At 68.8% G+C, this 24,190-nt stretch carries 19 protein-coding genes, 1 pseudogene and 2 CRISPR repeat arrays; of the genes and pseudogenes, 10 read left to right on the top strand and 10 right to left on the bottom strand.

Translation table 11 applies throughout. The annotated features are described in order from the left end of the window. Complete coding sequence (locus NI17_RS10165; RefSeq protein ID WP_068693766.1) at positions 1-2,034, top strand: type IV secretion system protein; 2,034 nt, start codon at positions 1-3, stop codon at positions 2,032-2,034. 15 nt (positions 2,035-2,049) lie between these two features. Beyond that, positions 2,050-3,117 (top strand): C40 family peptidase, encoded by a 1,068-nt coding sequence (locus NI17_RS10160; protein WP_234402137.1) that lies wholly within the window; start codon positions 2,050-2,052, stop codon positions 3,115-3,117. A gap of 232 nt (positions 3,118-3,349) precedes the next feature. After that, positions 3,350-4,037: a CRISPR direct-repeat array (repeat unit 31 nt; unit sequence GTTCCTCATCGCCCCTACGAGGGGCAGCAAC). A 754-nt stretch (positions 4,038-4,791) separates the two neighbouring features. Here NI17_RS10160 and cmr1 read toward each other — a convergent pair. The 8 genes and pseudogenes from cmr1 to NI17_RS10120 form a co-directional block, all read right to left on the bottom strand. Continuing rightward, positions 4,792-5,298 (bottom strand): annotated as a pseudogene (cmr1, locus tag NI17_RS10155) (type III-B CRISPR module RAMP protein Cmr1); the annotation flags it as partial. Between the two features lie 5 nt (positions 5,299-5,303). Next, positions 5,304-6,866: a hypothetical protein gene (locus NI17_RS10150; RefSeq protein WP_119268137.1), complete on the bottom strand. Its 1,563-nt coding sequence runs from the start codon at positions 6,864-6,866 to the stop codon at positions 5,304-5,306. 32 nt (positions 6,867-6,898) lie between these two features. Further along, on the bottom strand, positions 6,899-7,846 hold the full coding sequence (locus NI17_RS10145; RefSeq protein WP_068693761.1) for a hypothetical protein: 948 nt from the start codon (positions 7,844-7,846) through the stop codon (positions 6,899-6,901). Beyond that, positions 7,843-8,652 carry a type III-B CRISPR module RAMP protein Cmr6 gene (gene cmr6 / locus NI17_RS10140; protein WP_170163092.1) on the bottom strand — a complete coding sequence of 270 codons (810 nt, stop codon included), beginning with the start codon at positions 8,650-8,652 and terminating at the stop codon, positions 7,843-7,845. The genes NI17_RS10145 and cmr6 overlap by 4 nt, the downstream gene beginning before the upstream one ends. A 242-nt stretch (positions 8,653-8,894) precedes the next feature. After that, positions 8,895-9,311: a type III-B CRISPR module-associated protein Cmr5 gene (locus NI17_RS10135; RefSeq protein WP_068693757.1), complete on the bottom strand. Its 417-nt coding sequence runs from the start codon at positions 9,309-9,311 to the stop codon at positions 8,895-8,897. Further along, on the bottom strand, positions 9,311-10,225 hold the full coding sequence (cmr4, locus tag NI17_RS10130) for a type III-B CRISPR module RAMP protein Cmr4 (protein ID WP_068693755.1): 915 nt from the start codon (positions 10,223-10,225) through the stop codon (positions 9,311-9,313). Before cmr4 ends, NI17_RS10135 begins: the two co-directional genes overlap by 1 nt. Further along, positions 10,218-11,297 carry a type III-B CRISPR module-associated Cmr3 family protein gene (locus tag NI17_RS10125; RefSeq protein WP_234402140.1) on the bottom strand — a complete coding sequence of 360 codons (1,080 nt, stop codon included), beginning with the start codon at positions 11,295-11,297 and terminating at the stop codon, positions 10,218-10,220. The genes cmr4 and NI17_RS10125 overlap by 8 nt, the downstream gene beginning before the upstream one ends. 41 nt (positions 11,298-11,338) lie before the next feature. Continuing rightward, on the bottom strand, positions 11,339-13,081 hold the full coding sequence (locus NI17_RS10120; protein ID WP_170163091.1) for a Cas10/Cmr2 second palm domain-containing protein: 1,743 nt from the start codon (positions 13,079-13,081) through the stop codon (positions 11,339-11,341). Positions 13,082-13,536: 455 nt separating this feature from the next. Continuing rightward, positions 13,537-14,230: a CRISPR direct-repeat array (repeat unit 30 nt; unit sequence TTCCTCATCGCCCCTACGAGGGGCAGCAAC). 1,087 nt (positions 14,231-15,317) lie between these two features. On the opposite strand from NI17_RS10120, the gene NI17_RS10115 reads away from it, so the two are divergent. The 5 genes from NI17_RS10115 (at position 15,318) to NI17_RS10095 (ending at position 20,205) form a co-directional block, all read left to right on the top strand. Beyond that, the gene (locus NI17_RS10115; RefSeq protein ID WP_147417001.1) at positions 15,318-15,731 is read left to right on the top strand and encodes a hypothetical protein; all 414 of its coding nucleotides are present in this window, start codon (positions 15,318-15,320) and stop codon (positions 15,729-15,731) included. 122 nt (positions 15,732-15,853) lie between these two features. Then, positions 15,854-16,393 carry a hypothetical protein gene (locus NI17_RS10110; protein WP_068693747.1) on the top strand — a complete coding sequence of 180 codons (540 nt, stop codon included), beginning with the start codon at positions 15,854-15,856 and terminating at the stop codon, positions 16,391-16,393. Between the two features lie 151 nt (positions 16,394-16,544). Beyond that, the gene (locus tag NI17_RS10105; RefSeq protein ID WP_068693746.1) at positions 16,545-16,871 is read left to right on the top strand and encodes a hypothetical protein; all 327 of its coding nucleotides are present in this window, start codon (positions 16,545-16,547) and stop codon (positions 16,869-16,871) included. Between the two features lie 92 nt (positions 16,872-16,963). Continuing rightward, positions 16,964-19,204: a type IV secretory system conjugative DNA transfer family protein gene (locus NI17_RS10100; protein ID WP_199860187.1), complete on the top strand. Its 2,241-nt coding sequence runs from the start codon at positions 16,964-16,966 to the stop codon at positions 19,202-19,204. Beyond that, positions 19,204-20,205, top strand: coding sequence for a replication-relaxation family protein (locus tag NI17_RS10095; RefSeq protein ID WP_199860186.1), 1,002 nt, complete (start codon positions 19,204-19,206; stop codon positions 20,203-20,205). The genes NI17_RS10100 and NI17_RS10095 overlap by 1 nt, the downstream gene beginning before the upstream one ends. A gap of 95 nt (positions 20,206-20,300) precedes the next feature. Here NI17_RS10095 and NI17_RS10090 read toward each other — a convergent pair whose 3' ends face one another. Both NI17_RS10090 and NI17_RS10085 read right to left on the bottom strand, forming a co-directional pair. Continuing rightward, positions 20,301-20,495 carry a helix-turn-helix domain-containing protein gene (locus NI17_RS10090; RefSeq protein WP_147417000.1) on the bottom strand — a complete coding sequence of 65 codons (195 nt, stop codon included), beginning with the start codon at positions 20,493-20,495 and terminating at the stop codon, positions 20,301-20,303. Positions 20,496-21,192: 697 nt separating this feature from the next. Next, positions 21,193-21,543, bottom strand: coding sequence for an ArsR/SmtB family transcription factor (locus NI17_RS10085; RefSeq protein ID WP_119268126.1), 351 nt, complete (start codon positions 21,541-21,543; stop codon positions 21,193-21,195). A 53-nt stretch (positions 21,544-21,596) separates the two neighbouring features. Between NI17_RS10085 and NI17_RS10080 the strand changes: the two genes are divergently transcribed. The 3 genes from NI17_RS10080 to NI17_RS10070 all read left to right on the top strand — a co-directional run bounded on the left by NI17_RS10080 (position 21,597) and on the right by NI17_RS10070 (position 24,173). Next, complete coding sequence (locus NI17_RS10080) at positions 21,597-22,361, top strand: SDR family NAD(P)-dependent oxidoreductase (RefSeq protein WP_068693742.1); 765 nt, start codon at positions 21,597-21,599, stop codon at positions 22,359-22,361. 274 nt (positions 22,362-22,635) lie between these two features. Beyond that, complete coding sequence (locus NI17_RS10075; protein WP_068693740.1) at positions 22,636-23,229, top strand: DUF6879 family protein; 594 nt, start codon at positions 22,636-22,638, stop codon at positions 23,227-23,229. Between the two features lie 44 nt (positions 23,230-23,273). Beyond that, the gene (locus NI17_RS10070; RefSeq protein ID WP_147416998.1) at positions 23,274-24,173 is read left to right on the top strand and encodes a DUF6082 family protein; all 900 of its coding nucleotides are present in this window, start codon (positions 23,274-23,276) and stop codon (positions 24,171-24,173) included. Positions 24,174-24,190 lie beyond the last annotated feature (17 nt).

Genomic DNA, 24,190 nt, shown 5'->3' with positions numbered 1-24,190 from the left:
ATGCACCGACTCCTCACCCACCTACTGGGTAGCGCCGTACTGGCACTGCTGTTCTCCTTCCTGACCGCTGCCTCGGTAGCCGCCGATCCTGTTGTCGAAGACAGCGAGCGGCCGGAAGGTCTGCTCGGCCCGTTCGTGTTCACCGACGCCCACGGGGTGCCGCTGGACCACTACGACATCACCGCCGATGAGGGCGGCTGGTCGGACTGGGACAACAAACTCCTCATCACCCTCACCAACGGGGCGTTCACCGCCGCACGCATGCTCATCGGCGCCACCATCTGGCTGCTGAACTGGGCGTTCACCTTCGCACCCGCCGAAATGATCGTCGACCCGGCCCGCCAGGTGGCCCACACCTTCCAAACCGGGGTGATCGACCGGCTCGGCCTGCCCGCGGTGTTCCTGCTCTTCGGGGCGGCCTGGTGCGGGGTGCAGATGCTGCGCGGCCGCGTCTCTCGCGGCGCGGGTGAACTCGCTGTCAGCGTCCTCATCGCTGCCCTGGCGGCGACCGTGCTGGCCCGCCCCGCCGACCTGCTCCTCGGCGAGAACGGGCTGCTGGGCCAGACCCGCGACACCGCCCTGGCACTCACCGCCATCACCGTCACCCGCGGTGAGTCCGCGTCCACCAGCCCTGAGCAGGCCGCCCAACCTCTCAACGAGGTCCTCGTCCACACCTTCGTAGTGCAACCGCACATGGCCCTCAACTACGGCCTTGTCCTCGACGAAGGCCACGCCTGCCACCAGACCTACCGGGACCTTGTCGCCGAAGGGCCGTGGGGTACCGATCCCGAACCACGGAATCGTCTCACCGCCGCCGGAGACGAATGCGCGGCACTGGCCGACTACAACACCGACCCGTCTATGGACCGCCTGTTCGGCGCCTACCTGCTGCTCGGCGCGGTCTCGGTGGTGTGCCTGCTGGTTCTGTTGCTGGTGTGCGTGCTGCTCATCGCCGTCCTGGCCATGGGCGTCTACGTCGTCTGCTGCCCGGTGGCGCTGGTCGCGGCCCTGCTGCCCGGCGGCGGGCGCCAACTGCTGTGGCGGTGGCTGGGCGGCGTGGTCAAAACCGTGCTGTCCATCATCACCCTCTGCCTGTTTCTCGCCGTCTTCACCCTGGGCGTGCAGGCGCTGATGGACGCCAGTTCCGGGATGCCGCTGGTGGGACGATTCGCGCTGCTCGTCGTCGCCGCCCTGGGCGGCCTGGCCTACCACCGCACACTCCTCAACGCCGGCTCCCGGGCCGGCCAACGCATGGCCCGCAGCCTGGAAGCCGCCCGCATCGGCGGCACCCGAGGCAAAGGCTGGATGGGCCCCACCGGCGCCTCCTCCACAGCACTGTCCCCGGTCTCAGCCACGAGCCTGGCCCGCCAAGCCCGCAGCGAAGCCAACCGCGTCGCCGCCCCTGTCCGCACGATAGGCCGCGCGGCGGGCAAGGCGTGGGCGGGCAGCGCCGCGGGTCGGCGTAAGGCCCACAGCCGCCTTCCCCAGAACGCGAGCGGGCTGCAGCGTCGACTGACCCAGTCACGGGGCGGGCGACTGCTGTTGGGGGCGGGCAAAGCGGCGGCGGTGGCGGGCACGGTCGCGTTCGGCTCCACCATCGGCGCCCCCATCGCCGTGCCCAAAGTCGCCGCGGCCGTGAAAACCGCGGCCCGCGCCCGCACCGCCGCCACCAAGACCAAACTCGCCACCGCGGCGGCCAACACCGCCACCACGACCAAGCGACTCGCTGACGCCTGGGGTTCGGTCCCGCCCATCAGCACCGCCCGCAACGCGACCGCCCGCGCACTGGCCGCTGATGCCGATGCCACCCGCACCCGCGACCTGCTCTCCCAACGCCCACCCGTCCCCCGCTACGCCCCCGCCCACCCGGGCCACCGGTCCAACAACAGCGGCAGGACGGTGGAGGCCGTCACCGTGCACTCCCCCACCCCACCTGCCGAGGAACACGACGGCGGAGGCGGCCAGAGCACAGCGGAGCGGCTCCGCGAACAGCTCCGCTCCCGCCGTCGTCCCCGCCGCCCCGGCGGCAGATAACCCCAGAGAGGACCCGTGAAGAAGTGGCTGCTGCTGGGTGTGCTCCTACTGCTGGTCGTGGGCGGCTGCGCACCACCGATGGTGCTGCTCATCGCCATGACCAGCGCCCTCCCCAACGGCGGGGAACTGCGACCGCCCGAGACGGTCGACGGCATCCCGCCGGTACTCCTGGACGCCTACCACCGCGGCGCGGCCCGCCTCACCGACCTCCACCCCCAATGCACCGGCATGACCTGGGCGATCCTGGCGGGCATCGGCCGCATCGAGTCCACCCACGGCGCCGGACACGACATCGCCCCCAACGGCGACGTGGCCCCGCCGTTCGTCGGCCCGCGCCTGGACGGCTCCGGCGTGGGCGGCAACCTCACACCCCACTACGACACCGACGACGGACGCTGGGACGGCGACACCGAATACGACCGCGCCGTCGGCCTCACCCAGCACCTGCCCGCCAACTGGGACCGCTACGGCCGCGACGGCAACGACGACGGCGTCGCCGACCCGCACAACGCCTACGACTCGGTGCTGTCCACCGCGGTGGAACTGTGCGTCAGCGGCGGCGAAAAGGTCGACTTCACCGACCGCGGCCAACTCTCCGCGGCGCTGTTCCGCTACAACCACAGCGACGCCTACGTGGCCGACGTCCTGGGCTGGATCGACGCCTACACCACCCTCCAACCCCTCACCGTTGGTGGAGGCCCGGGCAGCCAGGCGGGTCGGGCCGCCGCGGCGTGGGCGCTGCAGCAGGTCGGCAAGCCCTACGTCTGGGGCGGCACCGGCCCGCACGGCTTCGACTGCTCGGGACTCACCCAGGCCGCCTGGGCCGCCGCCGGAGTCAGCATCCCCCGCGTCACCACCGACCAGGTCAGGATCGGCATCCCGGTCGGGTTGGACGAACTGCAGCCCGGCGACCTGCTGTTCTACGACACCGGGTCGGGCCCCTCACCCAGCCACGTCACCATGTACGTCGGCGACGGCCAGATGGTCAACGCCCCGAGGACCGGAACCACCATCCGCGTCGAACCAGTGCAGAGCGACTACTACTCACCGAGGTTCGTGAAGGCGGTCCGCCCGGCAGGATGATCACAAGCCTCACAACCACCCGCAGCGATACGCACTTCGCTACGCTTCTTCAGCAAGAAGAGACCACGAAGCCGGTCCCCGCCAGGAGCCATGACAACACCTTCATTCCCCACCCGCTCTAGCCCTGTTTTTCAGCGACACGCCGGGGTCTGATGCACTACCGGAGGTTCGCTGAAAAAAGTCACCAAAACCGGTCCCCGGGACTGGGGGTGGCCAGCGACTTTACCCTCGGGTTCCTCATCGCCCCTACGAGGGGCAGCAACTTTTCAGCGAGAACGGTCAAGTACTCCCGTGCTGTTCCTCATCGCCCCTACGAGGGGCAGCAACCCCATAGGGCCGCGTCGATGTCCTCCGCATAGGAGTTCCTCATCGCCCCTACGAGGGGCAGCAACTTGACATGGCGACTGTCCCGGGACGGGACGTACAGGTTCCTCATCGCCCCTACGAGGGGCAGCAACTTGACGACTAGCTGGTCGCCTTGGGGGGTGGTGTGGTTCCTCATCGCCCCTACGAGGGGCAGCAACTTCTCTCGCGCGGTGATGGGCGCGCACGCCGTCACGTTCCTCATCGCCCCTACGAGGGGCAGCAACGGGTAGAGCGGCCACTCGTAGCCGGTGTCGTCGGTGGTTCCTCATCGCCCCTACGAGGGGCAGCAACCCGAAGGACGCGCGCACCAAGCACGCCCGGAAGTTCCTCATCGCCCCTACGAGGGGCAGCAACCCGAGCAGACCGTGGACCTGACCTCCGGGCTCGTCAGTTCCTCATCGCCCCTACGAGGGGCAGCAACTCGGTCGCCTTCTCCTCCTCGGTCGGCTCGACGAGTTCCTCATCGCCCCTACGAGGGGCAGCAACTCCACGGGCAGCGTCTCAGCGGGGACCTCGTGCCCGTGTTCCTCATCGCCCCTACGAGGGACAGCAACACGGTTCTTTGCACTCCTTTATTCGGTCTTGAGAGAAGACCCCATTCCTGTCTTCTCTGTCGACCATGCCAGTCACCCATTCCCGGATTCCTGCGTGAGCGTCTTCGGTGGCGACTACCAACTTCTTATCCTGCCTGCGGTCTTTCCACAGGTGAACAGTCGGCTGATCGGGACCAGGTAGAAATTCGGCGAGGAAACCGAACGAGAACAGTCTCCAGTACTCACCCAGTCCTACCGGTCGCAGCCATAGCGGAGAGGCGCGACGCAATTTCTCCGCAGCGCTACCCCTACCTCGGTCGGCATGTACCTCGATCTGCTTCTTGAAGACAATGGGCAGACCCAAAGCCCCGAGCGGGAACTCTTCTTCGGGGCCGTTGACTACTTCCAACCATTCATGAGTCTTGACTTCGGGGTGGTACCGCACTCCCGGAGTATCCGTTGTCGCACGGAAGTACCTTAGTTCACGGCCAGCCCAGCACAGTACGTCTTCCCAAGAGGTGAATGCCTCTCCTCCACTGACCCCGGCGACTGTGTGATCTTTGGAAAGCACCGGATAAGTCGGCGAGGCAGACCACTTGAACATGCTGCTCAAACCAACACTTTTTGCGATATTCATCAGAGCGGGCATGCCCTCAGAGGCGCCAGCAGTCGGCCACAGAGATCGGGTCCGTTCGTAGAAGCCAGTGTAAGGTGTGCGGAAAGAGTCGGGAGACCACTTTTCGGGCAGGTCGGTGATTCCGGTAATTCGTATACCACCGAAGCCGCGGCGGGTGCGCGCGCCGATGCCGCCGTAGGTGAAAGTCAGCCAGAGTGCGGCCAGGGCGGTGAGGTGGGCGTCGGTGTCATCGCCGGTAAAGCGCAGCCACAGTTCGAAGTCCTGTCCCGGCGGGATGTGGGCGCGGTTCAGCAGCACCATCCGTTCTTGGGGGGACCATGAGGTCAAACCCGGGCCGAGTAGATAGCTGATCCACTTGTTGTGGTCGGGGGACCTGAGGAAATCGGGACGCTCCTTGCTGCTGCTCGCGGGCTGGTGTGGGATACGGAGCTTCACCGGGGAGGAGTGGGCGGTCGAACCCAGCACTCGGTGTTCGATCGCCGAGAGCGCACGCAGGTCGTTTCCGGCCATAATCCCGGCCATGGCGCGCAACCAGAACCGCATCGCCCCGCGGATCGACGGCACCCGGATCTCCGCGTGCTCCCGGTTGCCGTCGCTGTTGAAGACGGGGGTGGTGACGGTCAGGTGCAGTTTGGTCCACGTCATCGAAGTCACCTGTCCTTGTGCCATCGGGTGTGAGTCAGCGGGGCGGTGATGGGCTGGTCGTCCCACAGGATCTGGGAGAACACGCCCGCGGTGAGGCACCAGGCGGTGGCCTGGGCGAGGGTGGTGACGGCCGAGGCGCTGTGTGCGGTCCATCCCTGGTAGAGCAGTGCGCCGTCCTCGCTGAACACTGGCACGATCCACACAAGGCCCAGCAGGGAGATCAGTAGTGCGTGGCAGCCGCCGACCAGCCACACCACTACGGCCCTCAGCGGTGCCGAGCCCCACCCCAATCCGTGGTTGCGGGCGGTCACCAGCAGGTAGACGTAGGCGGCCACAGCGAGCAGGCATGCCGCCCACGCGGGGCTGAGCGAAACGTCGGGTGGCGCGCTCCCAGGCGAGACGGTCTCCAGCCACTGCTTGGGAAACGCGGCCCTCCACCAGGAGGGGTGCATGGCGGTGAGCATGAAAAGGCCGATCGCGGAAGCGGCGGGCATTCGCAGCAGCCACGGCAACGCCCATTCCCGGCCGTGCGCAACAATCCCCGCCCCGCCCAGCAGGTAGCAGGCAGCGGCCGCCGAGGCGGCGAGGACGAACGCGGAGACACCACCGATCTCCTTCCAGCGCAGTGCTGCGATGACCAGTGCGAGAGCAGCGAACACGGCGAGGACGACGGCCGCTGCCGTCACTCGGCTGCAACGGGGGTGTTGGGCGGTGGCCAACGCCGACCGCAGCGTGTCCATGATCTGGAATCTCGGCAGCAGGTGGCGTTCGGCGACGTCGCGGACGATCCCCCGATCGCCGTTGCTCAGAACGCGGGAGCGTTTCCCCTGGGCGAGGGTGTTGAGGCGTTTCGTGGACATGCCGAGCACGGCGCCGGGCCGCCCCTGGTCGAACAGCAGCAGGTTGATCTCCCGTTCCAGCTCCCCAGGGGTGGCCTGCCCGAGGACGGGGTGGGACTCGACGTGGTCGAGGATGTCTTTCCAGATCCAGCGGGCCTCGATACTGCGGGCCGCGAACAGGTGAGGGGTGCCGGTACCGAAGACCCGGTCGGTGGCGTCGGCTGGGCTGTCCGCCGGTGCATCATCGCGAGTGCGGTAGGCCTCGGCGAGGGCGAGGAAGCGCTGCCGGGCCGCTACCGGGGTCAGGATGTCCAGTTCGATCGGGGTGAACCCGGTGGGGGCCGTGCCGTCGAGGCGGGCCACGCACCGCCACGCGGCCTCGACGGTCCAGCACCAGGCGATCCACTGCGGGCGCCGATCCAGGTGGCCGCCGTGGCGGGTGTTGACCTTGTCCACCACCACCAACGGCGAGTACAGCACTGCCATGAACAGTCGGCGGTTTGCGGCCAGCACCGCGGTGATCCGTGCGAGGTGTTCTTCTACGGCTTCGGGTGAGCGCTGCCCTTCCGAGGAGTTTTTCAGCAGGTCGGGGATGACCTGGTAGGCGTCGAGCAGGTCAACGGCCGCCTGGATGGTTTGCGTGTCGTCGTCTGCTGTGCCGCCTTCCCTGGCGCGGTACAGGGCTTCTCCGATCCCCGCACGCACCCGTTCGGTGAATTCGGGCTTCACCTGGGAAACCGTGGAGCGGCCGGTTGAAGGGGTCACTGTGCGACCGGTTCCTCGTTGACACCGAACAGGGCTCTCATGCCCGCACCGAACGCGGTCAGCCGTACCCCTGTGTCGCTCGGTTCGTAGGCATAGCCTTCCAGCAGGTCGTCGGTGGGCGGCTGGGCTCGCCACCCGGTGGGGTTGAACCCGGCGAGTTCGTTGCGCACCCATTCGGGGCGCAACCGCCGCAGCGGGACACGGAAGGGACTCTTCGCGTCTTCGGGCAGTACCCAGGCGGAGACGTCCCCGGGCGTGTGTTCCAGACTGCGCAGCCACTCGGCCAGCGCGATCAGGTAGGGGGTGGTGGCCCGGTAGCCGCCGGAGAGGTGAAAGTGGACCGGCTCGCCCGACCGGGTGAACCGTTCGGTGCGGTCACCGCCCACGAGCAGGCGGCCCAGCCGTCCCATCCGTTCCATGGGAGCGTGGAACGCCGTGTCGGAGGCTGCGTCCAGGCCGGGGATGCGCACCACGTACACCCGGTTGGGCTCGGCCCGCACCAGGAGTGTCTCCTCGGTGATGTCCGGCAGGTAGCAGACCCGACTGGCGTCCCCGGCGGCCAGGGCGATCGCGGTCCACACCGCGGCGGCATGCCCGTTCTTGGTGTCGCTGGTGATCAGGAACGCTGTGTCGGTGGGCGGCAGAGGGGTATCCGCCACCGTGCGCAGCGTGTCCAGTTCCGCGGACAGCCCGTGGTGTCCCGCCCACCTGTCGGCCTCGACCTCCTCGGCGAGTTCTTGGAAGCGGGTGAGTGCCTCCGATTCCTCGGAGGCGTTCATTCCGAACGCCTCCTCCAACCGCTGTCCCAGTTCGTCCAGTCCGAGCCGTTCCTGCTGCCACAGGTCGTTGATTTCCGTGGCGGTCGGAAGGGGGTGTTCGTCTCTGTCGGGGGATTCGAAGAAGTCGACGAGGCTCAACCCGACGGAGATGACGTGGACGGTCATGCCTTCTCCTCCGCAGTCAGATATCCGTATCCCGCGCTGGTCTTGGCCCCCACTCCCAGTTCGTTGACCGCTTCCACCAGCCACTTGGCGGCCTGCTCGGTTTCGTCCGCGTCATCGCCGACGAGTGCGGCGTCGAACCGTCCGGCCGAGACGGTGAGGAAGCGCACCGGAACCGGTTGGTGGTGTTCCGCGGGCGGGGGAGCCTGCGCTGCGGTCCGCTCGTCGGCGGTCCGGTCGTAGTAGGGCTTGACGTGGGGGGTGAGCACGTCAACGGTGACGGTCACGGGAGCACCCGCGGCGAACGCGTCGAGGAAACGTACCCGGCCCCGGGCTGGTCCGGGCTGCTCCGGCATGTCCTTCGCGCGTTCCTTGGTCAGTGGGGCGCCGAAGATACGCACGTACCGGGCGACCTTCTCAGGCGTAGTGGGTTTGTCGTGTTCCCATACCCACTGGGCGGTCACACCCTTGAGGGTGGAACCGGGGATGATCGGCCACCCGTAGCTGCCGTGCAGGGTGGTACCGATCTCGTGGGCGTTGTCCTTGTTCCCGAGGCCGACCGCCAGTCGCCACTCCGGGCGCAACGTCACGTGGCGCACGGTCAACCCTTGGGCGCGCAACCGGTCCAGAGCGAGTTTCCTCCTGGCCGTGACCGCTTTCACGTCCGCCGGGCGCTGCCCCAGACCGCTGTGGGCGGCCCAGGACGTCAGGGCTGTGACCGCCTCGTCCGGCAGCTCCACCTCGTCTCCGGAGAGGTTCGGAAAGGCGGTGCGGCGCAGCAGGATCAGTGCGTTCGCGTCCGACTCCACCCCGTCCAGGAACGGTGGTCGCGTGGTATCGGTCCGGTGGCGCACCCGCACCAACCGCCCCAGTGGTCCAACGGCACGCAGCTCTGTCTCGTTCTTCCGAGCAGACGGCTTCCCACCCGAGGGTGATGTCTGCTGCCGGTCCACGGGTGGGGAGGGCTTGGCTGAGCGTTGTGCCTGCTGTGGTGAGGGACGCCTGATCCGGGCCAGGTGGGCGGGGGAAGGCCTGCGAGAGGGCTGTTCGGTCACGTGCGTTCCTCGGCGTAGACGGCGTCGGCGAGGCGGCGCAGCCAGGAGAACAGCAGTGCTGTCTCGGCACTGGCCCGCGCGTAGCGGTCGGTGTCCATACCGCCCAGTTCGGCCAGCACCTTCCGGTGCACCTCGGGGGCGGGGACCGTTCTCAACCCGGGGGGCAGCAGTCCCTGGTCGGCCAGGCGGCGGCGAATCAGCTGGGCCACCTCGGCGTAGGCACGTTTGAGCCGGTCGGTGTCATCAGCCTTGGAACGGGCGGCGAGAAACGCGTAGGTGGCGGCCAGCCCGGAGGTGTGCAACTGCACGGGCAGTTGCCGGAACCGGGTGCGCAACTCCTTGGCGTGCTCGGGGGGAACCTCGGGCAGCAGTTCCGCGGCGGTGGTGGCCATGCCCTGGTCCAGACGGTGCATCAGTGCCCCTCCCCGCCTTCGGCCAGCCGGCTCCACACCAGCCCCTTGCCGAGGGTCTCGTCACCGCCCACACGCAGCAGGGCCGCTCCGTCCCCGTGCAGGAGTGTGCGCACCAGCCGCAACTGTCGTTCGGCGGCTTCTTCCGGTTTCTTACCGGTGTGGGGTGGGCGCAGGGTCAGGGAGGCGGCAAGGATCGTCTCGGTGGGCAGGTACTCGCTGTAGAAGGGGCCGTTGGCGACGGTCTTGTCAGCGTCCAGTTGCACCCGAGCGGTGACCTCGGTGCACTCCTTGACCAGCGTCGCCATGACATCGCCCTTGACCAGCAGCAAGTCCTCGGTGAACTTGTCGCGAAACGGTGTGAACACCGGATCGTCGCCGAACACGTCCCCGGCTATGGCCTCGGTCCACGAACGCAGCGCCGTGACCTGGTTGTCGAGGTGGGCCGCGACCTCGACCACAAGAGGGCCCAGTGCCTGCTCATCACTCCAGGAGTCGTCGGCTGCGACCGCCTCGGCGAGGTCGCGGGGCACTGCCGGTATCGAAGCGCGTCCCGCGATGCGGTACTTGCGGGCCAGGCGGCTCAACGCGATCGCGGAGGTGACCCAGGCGAAGGTGCGGCGCAGTGTCGGAACCGGCAGTGCCACCAGTTGGGCGTCCCCCACCGAGAGCAGGCCCGGCGTGGTGGCGGCACGCTGGGACACCTCGGAGCCGAACACGGCCGTGACGTCCTGGGTTGTCCACTCCGGGTGTTCTCTGGCGGCCTGGCGCAACGCGCCCTTGAGGCTTTGCCCCCACACCACCGGATAGCCGGTGTGCGCCTCGCGCTGGATCGGCAGGTCGATCGTGCCGAGACTGTCGGAGGCCCCGGCATGAAGGGGGGATTCGGCGTAGAAGAACGCCAGGAGTTCAGTCATTCCATCTTCCTGTCAAGATCAGTCCGAATCCGGCGGTGGCCAGTCTGTGGCTGGCAGACCCGGGTTCGGTCGACTCGGCTCCCAGGGCTGTGCCGTGCACGCGGGCGGCCCATTCCGCAGCGGCTGCTTCGGGGGCGTCTCCACCGAACTCGATCAGGTAGACCGATCCGGCGGGCACCGCCCAGCGCTGCCACACCTCGCGCACCGTCCCGTCGGGTTGCGGCGATGCCGAGGCGACGGGTTCGGCTCCGGGGATGACCGCCGCGCGCAGCACCGCGTTGGCGGGCAGGGGCGGCCGCCAGACGGTGCGCCACCGCCCCTCAGGGGTGCGGGTACGCCAGATCCCTGGTGTGGCCAGGTAGACCAGTACTCGGCCGTCGGGGAAGGTGTCTGGGGGTCTCGGCCATTCGATTGGAGAAGACACCACCTCCACGTCAGCCATGCGGCCTTCACCGCCCCAACGCACAGCTTCGGCGGGAGCTGTGCGCTGACCGGTGGTCAGAACGCACTGGGCGAGGACCGCCCATTCCCTGCCGGAACTCTCGGGCAGCCGCAGGAATTCGCTGCTGTACAGGTGCGTGTCGAGGACCGCGCGGTCGTCGCGAGCGATACCGGTGCGGTGTTCGACGACAAACGGGCTGTGTTCCACCCCCGCCTTCTCGCCTAGGACCACGGTTCCGTTCAGGTAGTCCTGCAACTTTCGGGCGCTCCACCACCGGTCGGTGGCCGGCGCCCCCGCGCGTGGCGCCGACAGCCACAGCATCCCCGGCTCGTGCAGGTCAGTGGTGGCGGAGGAGGGGGTCGGGCGCAGCCGCGTCCACCGATCGGGGTTTTTCTCCACGGGGACGATGTCGGCGGGCAGAGGAAAGTACGTTCTCCAGTCTTTCCCGCCTTTTCGGCGCGATGCCGGAAGTGGGCCACGCACTGTCCCGGCCTCACGGCCCAGCGCTGTTCCCACCGCGCCCGCGATGGTGCTGGGTCGAGGGTGCAGAGTGCGAGCGGACTCGCCTGCCTCGAAGCTGCGGCCGTCACGGAAGTGCAGGGCATCACGCGGGCTGAACGCCAACCACATCACCTGTTGGTCCTGTGGCTGCTGGCTGTTGTGCTGGTGGTTCACTGGATCTCTCCACGCAGGAACACCGCGACTCGGGCCGCGTCCAGGAGGGCCGAAACAGCGTCGCGGTCCACTCGGTCGTTGTCTCCCCAGGAGATCAGCGCGTCGGCGTCAACTCGGCTGCCTCCATGCCGCAGCACCAGGCGGGTCACCTCGGCCCGGTAGGCGGCAACGGTGCTCGTCTTCTTCACGAGCTCGGTCAGTGCTCGCCGTTCTCGCTCCAGGTCGGCGACGAGCCGGGGAGAAAGTCTGGTCGAGGATTCTTCCCCGTCTGGGACGAACATCCGCAGCAGGGAGCCCGGTCCTTCGGAACCGTCGGCGGTCCACGGAGCCACAGTGTGGAACGACGTCCCTGACCTGGTGGCAAAACCGGTTGCCAGCGCATTCTTTTTGCGCACCGCCTTGGCCGCTTCCAGCAGTGAGCGTGTCTTCTCGACCGTGTGGCGCAGGGAGGAGTAGGAATGGGCGAACAGCACAGCCGTACTCGCCGTGCGCAGGCCCTCCTTAGGGATCGCGGCACGGCAGCGCTCAGCGGCCTCCAGTGCCGTGCGTGCGGGCAGGAACGCGAGCAGATCGTCACCGCCCGCGTAGACGGCCACCCCGGACAGTTCCTCGATAATCGCGCGCTGAGCACGGGCGATGTCGACCAGGCGCTGTGAGACCTGGCGGTGCCGTTCGGCATTCATCCCCTTGCTACCGAGAAAAACTCCCATGTCGTCCAGGTCGGACGCGAGTACCGCGTAGTAGGGGGTGAGCCCTTCCGCCCCCAGGGCCTTGTACAGGTCTGTCGCGGCCGTACGCCCTTTGTCCACCCAGTCTTCGTCGAGTATGTGTCCTGCGACGGCGTATTCGCGGCGCAGGGATTGTGGCTGCCACACCTCCGGGTAGACCCACCACCCCGCGCCTCGGGCCATCCACATCGCCAGTTGGTCGTTGGCTTCCCAGCGCAGTGCCGCTATCGGCGCCTCCAAGGCGCGGTAGCGCTCACTGCCCATCACCGCGCGTGCGGCCGAGCGCAGTCGTCGCACGGCATCGTTCACCTGGGGGTCCGCGAGTCGCTCCAGAACCGCCTTCCGGTAAGGCACCGAGGCGATGGACGATGTGGAGGGGAAGCCGGTCGGCCCCGAGAAGAAGTCGTCTGTTCCGAGAGAGGAACGGAACAGTCGCCTATCGGTGTGCCAGAGCCGCTTCACCCATCCCGCAGCGGACAGTTGCGTGTTGCGCTGGTGCGCGGGGATCTCTTTGGGGGGTTCGGTCTCGGCGACCCAGCGGGGAGCCAGGGTGCAGGGGCGTCCCCCTGAGTATTCGGGGGCGTCGAAAGCGCGCAGACGCTTGCGCGCGGCCAGCGCCACGTGCGCCTCTTCCCACTGCTGCAGGTACTCTCCCGCCTCGGGGCCAACCACGCTCCAGAAGACCTCTGGAAAACCGGGGACTTCCACCGGCCTTCCGAAGAGCTGTCGGACCCACTTCTCCCAGTGGTCGTGTACTGCCTGCGTGGCAGCACGGGCACGCTGGACACCGGTCCCCTCTGGAACCAGGGCGACAATCCGGTTCGGCGGGCTCCCCTCCTCCAGGCGGAAGGGGATCACCAACTCGTCCGTGGTGAACTCGCCCATAGCGACGCTGGCTAGTTTCGCGATGATGTCACTGGCGTTAGCCAGGTCAGCGGTGGTCCGGGCTTCGGAGATGAACCGCTGCACCCCTGACAAGCCGATCACCACGAAGTCTTTTCCACCGCTCATCCAGTCCTGTCCTCCACGACGCCGTCTCTTCGACATCTGAATCTAGGGCCATACCAACCCTCTTGTCTTCGGTATGGCCAAAGAGCCCCAAGCGCCGCTTTGTGCCCTTATCTGGCATGCAGGAACAGCAGGAAGTCTCTCCACGAGATCGGACGGAGATGAATCTGTCCGCCCATGTTTCGCATTCACGCTGTTGTGGGCATGACTGAACGAATCTTCAGCAACAGAGAGGACCATGAAGAGGGGATCGGCCGCAGCGACAGCGACCCTTCGCTACTCTGCTGCAACGTCGTCTACTAGGAGGAACCACGCAGCAGCACATGTACTCGTCGGCGCTCCGCACACCCCGGTTTTCAGCGACACGCCGGGGCCGGATGCACAACCGGAGGTTCGCTGAAAAAATTCACCGAAACCAGTTCCTGGGACCGGGCATGGCCAGCGACTTTACCCTGGGGTTCCTCATCGCCCCTACGAGGGGCAGCAACTTGATGCGGGCGCCGTCGCCGTGGTGCCGGTACGGTTCCTCATCGCCCCTACGAGGGGCAGCAACGCGTGGCCTGCGCGCCGTCCGGCATCGTCGTCCTGGATTCCTCATCGCCCCTACGAGGGGCAGCAACCGGGCCTGGGTGGCGTGCGCCCACCGGCACACCTCGATTCCTCATCGCCCCTACGAGGGGCAGCAACGTGTGCACGCGGTTCTCCTTCTGACGGGTCTTGCGGATTCCTCATCGCCCCTACGAGGGGCAGCAACATGCCGAGGTCGACCAGGGCGGTGAGGGCCTTGCCCATTCCTCATCGCCCCTACGAGGGGCAGCAACCGGAGGGCGGGGGTGCCGCCCTGCCGGGCGGCCTCATTCCTCATCGCCCCTACGAGGGGCAGCAACTGGCTCTGCGTCAGGTAGACCGGGCGGGGTCCCTGATTCCTCATCGCCCCTACGAGGGGCAGCAACGTCCGGTGCGGATCTGAGCCGGACATGGCGGCGCGTTCCTCATCGCCCCTACGAGGGGCAGCAACACGTTGTCGTGGACCAGGGGGCACGGCTCGGACTCGAGTTCCTCATCGCCCCTACGAGGGGCAGCAACACAGGAGCGCACGCGCGAACGTGCCGAACGGTCTCGTTCCTCATCGCCCCTACGAGGGGCAGCAGCATCCTGAACTTTCTTCGGGAGGAGTCCCTTTTCTTACTGTCACATCCTGTCGGTGGGTAGGTCTTCACCTCGGTATCTAGATCAAGACGGACAGGCCGAGAGAAGGCATGGAGACGACACGCTCACCTTTGCGGTTGGGCTCACTATGCACTACCTACGGCGAGCTTGACCTCGGCGTAGACACCGTGAGGCCCTGTTGCCCGCTCCGCGCACACCGGCGTCGTCCGGGGCAGGCGCCCGCGCCCCTGCCGTCCGTCGATGGGAACACGTTCTTGGGGTGCCCTCGCCGCATTCCAGGGGACTCGGCCAGTGAGACGCCCCCGTCTGGCTTCTGCTCGGTTGGAGTGCCTGATGGCGTTGGTCTCGCTCAACGGGTATTCGGGTACCCCGAGCACTCATCGGGGTTCGATGGTCTGCTTCCGCGGCGAAGGCGGTTCCGCCGCCACTCCTGGCGAGGCCGAGGTGTTCCGCAGAACTCTTCAGAAGTGGGCCACCACCGGCTGCCAGTGGCCGGTGGTGGCCCGGCGCCGAGCCCGGACACGGCTCGCCCACCCGCACCACAGGACGCTGCCCCCTGGGGTGGCCGGTGTTCCTTCGGCCGGTCCGCCCGCGGGGCGCGCCCGGACTCGGCGCCGGGGTGCCTCGACCAGTCGCCGCCAACCCGTGGGGGTCGCCCCGGGCGGCTGGGGTGGAATGCCTCGCCCTTCCCCGGGTTCTTCGCAGACCCCCGTGCCCACCGCAGAAGCGAACACTCACACCAGTCAGGTGATCACTGCCCCCATCGCCCTTCCCGGCTTGGTGACGAGCCGTCTCAAGGAAGCGCGCCATGAGCGGGAAGGTTGCATATGAGGTTGTCAATACGACTGATTATGCGGCTGAGAATGAAGGAGAGAATGATGTTTCTTTTCATGTTCCAAATAGACATCAGGGCAGCAGTGTTGTTTTCCGAGGTCAGAGCGGAGGACAACCCTTTGCCGGTGCGGCGACACATTCCCGAATGCGCATCCCTGAGCCTGGGTGGAGGAAGGCGGTGACCACTTCGGGATGGTGGATGCGTGGCCTCGTGGCCGCGCCCGATGGGTGCTGTATGCCGAAGGCGCTCGACTTCTCCACCACAGGACTTCCGTGGGGGATCGCGGTGACCGTCACCGTGGTGGCCGCGGTCCTGGGGATCACGGTTCTGCTCACCCGACGACTACTCGTCCGTCGTGCTCTGGCCCACCGTGTGGAGTACGACTGGCTTCCCACGACCTCGTTCGACCCGAGCGCTGAGGATGTCTCCCGCTTCGCCGCTCAGCTCACCCGGACACGCCCTGCCGAGTCCCGACTGCGTCCCCGCCGCGGGGCGGGTGTGCGGCTGGGCATGCGCACCGATCCGTCGGGGAGACTTCTCCTCCGCATCGGGGGGCCGGTGAACGCGGGCTCCGTTCTCCGCCACCAGTCCTATCCCCAGGTGGAATTGCGCGATCCGGATCGGGAGCAGAGGACTTCTCCCGAATAACTGCCGTCAAAAGGTTGGCACACCTGTCTGCGCAGGGTTTCCCAACCTGATTACAGGGCATGACATGTAATATACGGAGGGCAACCGGGGCCACCGGTTGGAAAACCGAGGGGGAGAGAAACATGACCAGGTGGAACATCACTCGGATCGACAGCGGCACGTATCTCGTGGCGCTGCCCGCGCGGATCGTCGCGTCAGAGAAGGGATGGGAGGTGCCTGCGGGGTCCGCTCCGCTGGGCAACACCGAGCCCGTGACCGGGGCGACGGTCACTCAGGTGCGCGACACCGTGGCGGCCCTGGCGTGGAGCACGATCCAGAAGGGGGCGCTGCCGGTGCCCGCCGACCAGGTGGCGGCGGTGCGCCTCTTCTCCACGGTGGTCACCGACCACCCCCGGACCGGGGACATGAGCGGCCCCGTCATCCAGGTTCCAGCACTCGCCGACCGCTCCCAGACCTGGTGGGTGGCCACCGAGGAGGAGGCGGGCGTTCTGGCCGGTCACGGGCAGTCCGGGAAGACCGTGCACGAGGCCGCCGCGAAACTGGTGGAGGGGCTCATGCTGGAACTGGAGGTCAACCCGCAGGGTGTGCCCGAGAACTGGTCGGGCATCCAGTTGCAGCTCACCAGCCGCAAGACCTACCCCGTCGACGTGCTGGCCGCATAGCCCACCGCCCCTGGTTGCAGGCCACAACCCGCAACCAGGGGCGGATGCTTTTCCAGGACCTCCCGGGAAGGCGACGTGCGCGGCTCCTGGATCAGGCGCCCCGCGTCGTTAGAGTGAGCCGCAGAGGGTTCGGCGATCAGGGAGAGGCACCATGGGGGCCAGTCCAGCCCGGCCGGTCGTCGTCGACCTGGCCGACGGGGACCAACTGCTGAACACGGCCGCCATCTGCGAACTGCTCGGCATCAAGGTGAGCACCTTCCAAAGCTACGAGGCGCGCCGGGCCCAGTACCTCAACCCGCTGCCCCAGCCGGAGGAGGACCCGCTCGGACTGGTCGTCAGCGACCCCACCGAGGCCGCCAACGTCCGCCGACTCTTCCAGGTTGTCGCCGGGGCGCGGCACGTGCCCAAGATGTGGCGCCGCAGCGCCATCCTGGCCTGGGAGGCGCAGCGCGCCCGCGGCAGCCGGGCCCTGCGCTGATCCGTCCGCCATCGCGGCGAACGGTCCGTCACAGTCTCCGCTCCTGGTGCCCTTCTTTCCGGTGTTGTCCGGTCCGGAGAGTAGGGGGCGTGATGAAGCGGCGCCATGTGGCCCGCGCCGAACTGGTGCTGGCGCGCGACAGCATCCACGGGTTGCGCGCGGTCCCGCTGAGACCCGACCCGCTGCAGAACTTCGCCGCGGCGATCGCCGACGTGCGTCCCGAACTGGGGGAGAACGTCGAGGTGTGTGTGGACCTGCTTCCCCTGACCCCGGCGAAGGTGGCGCGTCTGCGCCGCCGGGCACTCGACACCCACGCTCGTGCGGGCGGTGGCCTGCTGTCCGAGCTGGTCCGGGAGGTCGGCGGTCTGCTCCTGGAGTTGGTCGACGAGGTCGTGCCCGGCACCAGCCCGCGCTCCGCCCCCGTGAGCAGGCAGGCCGGCCACCATCGTGGAATGTCCCTTCGCAGGGGGGAGGAGGTGAAGTTCACCGATCCGCGCGAGCCGGTCTTCGCCGCCCAGGTCCTCCTCCGAGCCGAGTCGCAGATCCCCGGTCGCGCCCAGGCCCACCTGCACCAGGTGCTGGCGGCCTTCGACATGTTCCGCGGCGACAACTACTGGAAGAGCGCGGGCTGGAACCTCGGATTCGTCCACATCGGCGCGGACTGGTGGCCGTGGCGGCGCGGTTTCGACCACCGGATGCGCACTGGCGCGTTCAAGCCCCGCCAACGCTCCCTGGTGACCGGGCGGGAGATCGCCGGGCTCCTCAAACCCCCCACCAGGCACTGCCACCACACCAACGTGGTGCGCTCCGGCGGCGTCGTCCCGCCCCCGCCCCGGGAGCTGCCCACCTACACCGGGCAGCGCGACCTCATGCCGCTCGGCTACGTCACCGGCCCCGACGGCACCGACCGGCTCGTGGGCACCCCGCTGGACGACCTGTTCTTCAGCTTCCGCATCGGCCGGTCCCGGTTCGGCAAGACCGAGATGGCCCTCACCCAGGCCGTCGCGCTCGCCCTGGCCGGGCACGGCGTGTGGTTTTTGGACCCGCACGCCGACGGCTGGCGGCGCGCCGCCCCGCTGCTCACCCGCCCTGATGTGCTGGAGCGGTTGTGGGAGGTGGATTTGACGGTGCGCGGAAACGAGGCCCGCATCGCCGGCTACAACCCGCTGTCCATGGCCGGACTGGGGCGTGAGCACATCGAGGACCGGGTGGACGCCGTGGTCACCGCCATTGCCTCGGCGCTGTCGTGGACCGACCAGGCCTCCAGGGCGCGCACCATCCTCACCAAGGCGTGCGAGACCCTGTGCCACCTGGCGCTGCGCCTGCCCGCCGATGCCGCGCCCACGCTGTTTCAGATCCCGACGCTGCTCACCGACACCGAGTGGCGCGAAGCCGTCGCGGGCCTGCTGCCCTCTTCCCTGCGCCGCTACTGGCAGCACACCTTCCCCCGGTATCCGGCCGATGCGGTGCCCACCATCACCAACGTCATCGAACGGCTGCGCGCCTCCCGGACGCTGAGCGCGTTCTTCGGCTCCTCGACCAGCACCTACGACGTGCGCGCCGCGATGGACCGGGGCAACGTCGTGTTCGTGTGCACCCCGCCCGGCGACATCGGCCGCCTCGTGTCGTGTTTTCTGATCTTCGACCTGTTTCGCGCTGGACGCTCAAGGGTGGACGTGCCCCCCGAGTCGCGGCGCCGATTCGACACCTTCGTTGATGAGTTGACCGCGATTGACGGGGCCAGCAAGGGGCACCTGGCCGCGATCCTGGAGCAGTTGGCCAAGTACGGGGTGCGGTTGCACGCCATGACGCAGATGGCCCAGCGCCTGACCGCACCCACCCGGGACGCGCTGCTGCAGAACCAGTCCCTGCTGGCCAGCACCGCCGGGGAGATTGATGCGGTGCGGGTGGTCACCAAGCAGTGGCAGCGCCACGTCGTCGCGGACACGCTGGTGGATCTGCCCAGGTACCACCACATCGTCTCCACCACCATCAACGGGCAGGTCACTCCGCCGTTCAAGGTCCGCGGCCCGGTCCTCACCCGGCTGTTCGTCGACCACCTGCAGCACGACCGCCTCGACGTGCAGCGCGAGGCGATCGACGCCAACCTGTGCCGCCGCCGCGTGGCTGACGTCCTGGCTGACCTGGAGACCCTGGACGAGCGCATCCTTGACGCGCTCGGTGCCCCGCCCCCCGCACCGCCGCGCAACGACAGCGCCGGTGCCGCGCGGATGGGGGCGCGTGCCGACAACAGCGGCACGCCACTGTCCGCGCCGGTCGAGGACCGCGCCTTTGCTGAGACACCGGACGAGCCCGAGACGAAGTGGCTGTGATGACCGAACCGCCGCCCTCGCCACCGGACGCCGCGCAGAACAGGCGGATGCCGGTCCTGCCGCGCATCGCCCACGAGGCGATGAGCCTGCTCTACCAGCACCGCCTGGTCTCGGGCCCGCAACTGCTGCGCATGCTGCGCCCTGACAGCCCACCCCAGTACCTGAACCGCAACCTGCTGCGGCTGCACCGCCTCGGCCTGGCCGACCGGGTCCGCGCTGGCTGGGGAAAGCCCAACTTCTGGTTCCTCACCGAAACCGGGGCCCGGGCCGTGGAAGGCACCAAGGACGTCATCGACCGGCCCTACCGGATGACCGCGTTCAAAGCCTCAGGCCCGCTGCAGCGCCACACCGAGGCCGTGGTGGAGACCGGCCTGGCGTTCGTGGAGGCCGCCCGCGCCCGAGGTGACCGATGCGGCCCGTTCGACTGGCTACCGGAGGTCTCCCACCCCCTCCGCGACGTGGGTGAACGCCTCGTCGCCGACGCACTGCTGCACTACATCTCCATCGATTCTCGGAGTGGACGGCGTTCCCACGTCCAGTTCTTCATCGAGGTCGACCGGGCTACCATGCCGATCCCCAGGCTGGCCGCCAAACTGGCCGCCTACGCCCGCTACCACGACTACGTGCCCGGTTCGGCCGCGCCCGCCCACCGGACCTCGGCGGCCCGCTCCCTGACTCCGGGCTGGCGGCAGATCTATCCCCGCTTCCCCCGCGTCCTGCTGGTCCTCACCGGTGATGTGCCTGAGCGGCTCGCGCAGCGCCTCGACGACCTCGCCTTCTACGTCCGGGGACTGCCCTACCTGCACCGTGCGCGGGAAGGGTTCGCCATCGGCGCCACCACTTTGGACCGGCTCCGCGCGCACGGGCCGGTCCGTCCCATCTGGTGTCCGCTGCTCCATCCCACCGCCGCCTTGACCGACTTCCTCCTCGCACCACTCCCGGGCGGGGGAGGGGGCACCGTCTCCGGCGCGGCGACCCCTGGTGCCGCCGGTGGGGAATGAGCGGAGACGGGACGCACCCGGCGGTTTCCCGTGCGGGGACTGGCGCGTCCGGGGGTTATCGGGGTGGAGGCCAGCCGGGGCGGGCACGTGCAGGATCATGGTGGTAGCCGTCCAGCGGGTCGGTGTCCTTGGGGGATGGGGGCGCCGAGGCCGGTGAGGAAGGCGCGGATCCGGTCGAGGTCGCGGAGTCGGGTGTGGCCGTGTTCGATGCGCGAGGTGGTGGCCTGGGTCGTTCCGGTGAGGCGGGCGAGTTGTTCCTGGGTGATGGGGGTCAGGTCGAGGCGGGTCACCGCCTGGGACGTGGCCGGGTGGGTCCAGAACTCGGTGGGGAGGACGGGGGGCGGGGTTGAGTTCGCGGGCGGTGAGGGCGGCCTCGATCCCGCGGACCCGGTCGTTCTGGCGGCCGGGGCGAGCGTCATCGACCTGCGGGGGTTCGTCCTGGTCGCCGCGGTGACCCGGGTGGGGGCGGTCGTCGGGAGACGGTCGGGTATCTGATCGGCCGGTACGCGGGGGCGCGGTTTCGCCGCAGCAGGGTGGGCCGCTGGATCGGGGAGGAGCGGTGGCTGCACGCCGAGGAGGTCCTCGCCCGGCCGCGCGGCGGGACGGCGATCGTGGGGTCGAGGTTCGTGGCGGTGGTGCACGCGACCGTTCCGGTCCTGGCGGGCACGGTGGGCTACCCCTACCGGCGTCTCCTGCCCTGGGGCGATGCTGGGAAGCATGCTGTGGGCGCTGCTGCACGTGGGGGATCGGCGCGTCCGTGCGGGCCGGCTACGGCGTCGCCGGGCAGGGGTGGGCGTGGTGACCATGGTGGTGCTCGTCGGCGGTGTGCTGCTGATGGCGCTGTCCGCATGCCGTCCGTGCCGTGCCCGGTTCTCGGAGGGAGGCGGGGACCGTCGGCGGTTGGCGGGGTGGGGCGGCCGCGCGGTCGAGGCCGTGCGCCGCGTGGACGCCCCCGTGGAGTTCGCGGGGGCCTTCGTGTGCGCAGGTCTAGTCGTGGCCGGTTGCAGCCGCGGTGACCTGGTCGCCCACCGAGTCGGTGGCGGCGGCCGCCAGCACCGCCTCCAGCAGGCCCGGGAAGCGCTGCTCCAGGTCGGCGCGGCGCAGGGTGACGAAGCAGCGGGTGCCCTCCTGGCGGGTGCGGGTGATGCCGGCGTCGCGCAGGACCCGCAGGTGGTGGCTGAGCGTGGACTTGGCGACCGGTGCCCGGAGTTCGCCCCAGCCGCGTTCGCGGCCGTCGGCCAGGACACGCAGCACCCCGACGCGGAGCGGGTCGCTGAGCGCTGCCATCACCGTGGTCAGCGACAGTTCCTCGGTCGCGGGGTGGTGTGCCTTCCTCATGCACCCATGCTAGTTTGTTCGATGTTCTACGAACATCGAACAAGGGGGTTGTGATGACCGGAGTACACCAGGACCACCTCACCGGCCGGGTGGCCGTCGTCACCGGAGCCGGATCCGGGATCGGCCGCGCCACGGCCGTCGCCCTCGCCGACGCCGGAGCCCACGTCCTGGGCGTCGGACGCCGCCCCGAAGCCCTGGCCGCCACCGCCGACCTGCACCCCCGCATCACCGTCCACACCGCCGACCTGCGCGACCCCGGCGCCGCCGCAGGAGTCGTCGACGCCGCGGTCCGCCGCTGGGGGCGCGTCGACACACTCGTCAACAACGCCGGGGTCACCGCGGTGATGCCGCTGGAGGACACCGACGCGGCCCGAGTGGAGGCCCTGTTCTCCCTCAACGTCACCGCGCCCAGCCTGCTGGCCGCCGCGGCCCTGCCCCACCTGCGCTCCAGTGGTGGCTCCATCGTCAACGTCTCCAGCACCTACGGCCACCGTCCCCTGCCCGGCGCCGCCCACTACGCCGCGTCCAAGGCCGCGCTGGAGTCACTCACCCGCACCTGGGCGGTCGAGCTCGCCGGCGACGGTGTCCGGGTCAACGCGCTGGCCCCCGGCCCCACCGAGAGCGAGGCGCTGGCGGCCGCCGGCCTGTCCGACTCCGAGATCGAACGGATCAGGCGGGAGGAGGCCGCGCGCGTCCCGCTGGGCCGCCGGGGCCAGCCCCACGAGATCGCCGTCTGGATCCTGCGTCTGGCCGACCCCGCGTCCACCTGGCTGACCGGCCAGGTCCTCACTGTCGACGGCGGCCTCGAACTCGTCTGACACCACCGCCGCCCCGGCCCCGCGGAAGCGGCCTACGGAGTTTTTGTTGGTTCCGCGCGGGTGAGGGGCTTGGCCGCGCGAGCATCAGGGGCATGCCCCTGACCACCGGGTCCCCTGCCCCTGAGGAAGCAGTCGCGCGGTCATCGGTGTGGACGTGACCGCGGAACTCGGTGAGACACCGCTGTCCGACGCCAGGTGTGCGCCGAACGAGCGGATCGTCCGCATTCCGCGTAGCACCCTGGTGGCGGCCAGGAAAGACATTCCGGAGGAATAGGTGCGACCACCCGGTTGGGCGGTGGATCGTGGGGAACGGCTCGACCTCGACGCTTTCGCCTCGGCGTTCTCCCGAGCCTGGGCGCGGCTGGGGAAGCGGTTCCTCAAGGTCGAGTGCTGGCAGTCCTACCGGGAGAACGTCAACAGCGCCTCCCAGCACGCCTACGAACAAGGCGAGCATGACCTGGCCGTGGAGCTGCTGCGCGAGGAGGCCGAGGCCGACCGGCCGCTGTATGCGGACGTGCGGTCGCGGGGCATCGAGTTCGCGCGCATCCGGGTGCTGCGCCAACCGCTGACCGACTATCTGCGCTACGAGCTGCTGGCCTACCGGATCCGCGCTCGCATGGGCGAGACCATCGAGGTGGTGCGGGCCGAACCGGGCACGCCGCTGCCGGGCGACGACTGCTTCGACTTCCTGCTGTTCGACCGGGACACCGCCCTGGTCCACGACTACGGGCCGGGACCGGTCGGCGAGCAGACGGGCGGCTGGCTGGTCCGCGACGCCGAAGTGGTGCGCGAACTGGAGGCCACAGCGCTGGAACTGCGGGCCGAAGCGGTGCCGCTGCACCGTTTCCTCGCGGAAGCGGGGCTTTGAGGCGCGGTCTGGCCACTGCGGGGAGTGAACGGTGGGGTGCGCGGGTGAGCCGGAAGCGAGTGCGGTCCGTCGCGATCGGTGTCGCCGTCGTCCTCGGTGCCGTGACGGTGGCGGCCGGCCTGGTGGTTCCGGTCCTCCTGCTGCTCCGGGTCGACGACGAGACGCTGAACCGCTGGTCCCAGATCGGGCAGGCCGTGTCCCCGGTGGGTGTCTTCTTCTCCGGCATCGCGTTCATCGGAATCGCGTCGACCCTGTTCCTCCAGCAGCAGGAGTTGCGCAACCAGCAGTCGCAGTTGAGCGTCGCCCTGGAGGACCAGCGGCGCAGCAGCGAGGTGGCGCTGCGCCAGGTCCACACCGACCTCGTCAAGATGGCGATCGACGACGAGGAGCTGCTCCAGGCCTGGCCCGAGCTGTACCCGGGGGTGGGGGAGACCCGCAGGGACCACTACTGCAATCTCGTCCTCAACCTCCAGAAGGTCGCCTACGGGACCAGGACCATCGAACTGGACGAACTGCGCGGCGCGCTCCGCCACCTCATGACCAGCCCGCACATGTACGCCTTCTGGGCCGGGGCACGGCAGGCCCGGATCGCGGTGACCGGCGGCGACGGGCCGAGGACTTCTTCACCGTCGAGGTCGACGCGGCCTTCGCCGCCACGGCGCCGCCCCGCCCACCGGGTCTGGCGGCCACGCTCAGGGACGCGGTGGGCCAGTGGCGGCGGGCATGGCGGTACCGGAAGCAACTCTCTTGGCGAGCCGTCAGCGCTGCGTTCGGAGTTGTGTCTCCCAGGGGGCATGAGCTTCCGGGACCGCCCGCCGGTCGCCTGTATCGACCGCATGCTGGGAGGGAGATGGCTGACCGGTCGGGCGGTGTATCGCGGTGCGACACCATCTTTGGTGCTCTGCAGGGCGAAGCGCTGTCCACCGCCGCTTCAGCCGACGTGATCCGTGCGGTAGTGGGA

The sequence above is a fragment of the Thermobifida halotolerans genome (assembly GCF_003574835.2).
Lineage (GTDB): Bacteria > Actinomycetota > Actinomycetes > Streptosporangiales > Streptosporangiaceae > Thermobifida > Thermobifida halotolerans.
Note: the sequence above shows the minus strand (reverse complement) of the source record. Positions and strands in the feature narration are given on the sequence as shown.

What these genes read in the sequence shown, in the direction of transcription:
- NI17_RS10120 (WP_170163091.1), bottom strand. Translation starts at nt 13,081, where the DNA reads ATGAGCGGTGGAAAAGACTTCGTGGTGATCGGCTTGTCAGGGGTGCAG.
- NI17_RS10095 (WP_199860186.1), top strand. Translation starts at nt 19,204, where the DNA reads ATGACCGAACCGCCGCCCTCGCCACCGGACGCCGCGCAGAACAGGCGG.
- NI17_RS10080 (WP_068693742.1), top strand. Translation starts at nt 21,597, where the DNA reads ATGACCGGAGTACACCAGGACCACCTCACCGGCCGGGTGGCCGTCGTC.
- NI17_RS10105 (WP_068693746.1), top strand. Translation starts at nt 16,545, where the DNA reads ATGGGGGCCAGTCCAGCCCGGCCGGTCGTCGTCGACCTGGCCGACGGG.
- NI17_RS10110 (WP_068693747.1), top strand. Translation starts at nt 15,854, where the DNA reads ATGACCAGGTGGAACATCACTCGGATCGACAGCGGCACGTATCTCGTG.
- NI17_RS10085 (WP_119268126.1), bottom strand. Translation starts at nt 21,543, where the DNA reads ATGAGGAAGGCACACCACCCCGCGACCGAGGAACTGTCGCTGACCACG.
- NI17_RS10135 (WP_068693757.1), bottom strand. Translation starts at nt 9,311, where the DNA reads ATGCACCGTCTGGACCAGGGCATGGCCACCACCGCCGCGGAACTGCTG.
- NI17_RS10115 (WP_147417001.1), top strand. Translation starts at nt 15,318, where the DNA reads ATGCCGAAGGCGCTCGACTTCTCCACCACAGGACTTCCGTGGGGGATC.
- NI17_RS10145 (WP_068693761.1), bottom strand. Translation starts at nt 7,846, where the DNA reads ATGACCGTCCACGTCATCTCCGTCGGGTTGAGCCTCGTCGACTTCTTC.
- NI17_RS10125 (WP_234402140.1), bottom strand. Translation starts at nt 11,297, where the DNA reads ATGTGGTTGGCGTTCAGCCCGCGTGATGCCCTGCACTTCCGTGACGGC.
- cmr4 (WP_068693755.1), bottom strand. Translation starts at nt 10,225, where the DNA reads ATGACTGAACTCCTGGCGTTCTTCTACGCCGAATCCCCCCTTCATGCC.
- NI17_RS10100 (WP_199860187.1), top strand. Translation starts at nt 16,964, where the DNA reads ATGAAGCGGCGCCATGTGGCCCGCGCCGAACTGGTGCTGGCGCGCGAC.
- NI17_RS10165 (WP_068693766.1), top strand. Translation starts at nt 1, where the DNA reads ATGCACCGACTCCTCACCCACCTACTGGGTAGCGCCGTACTGGCACTG.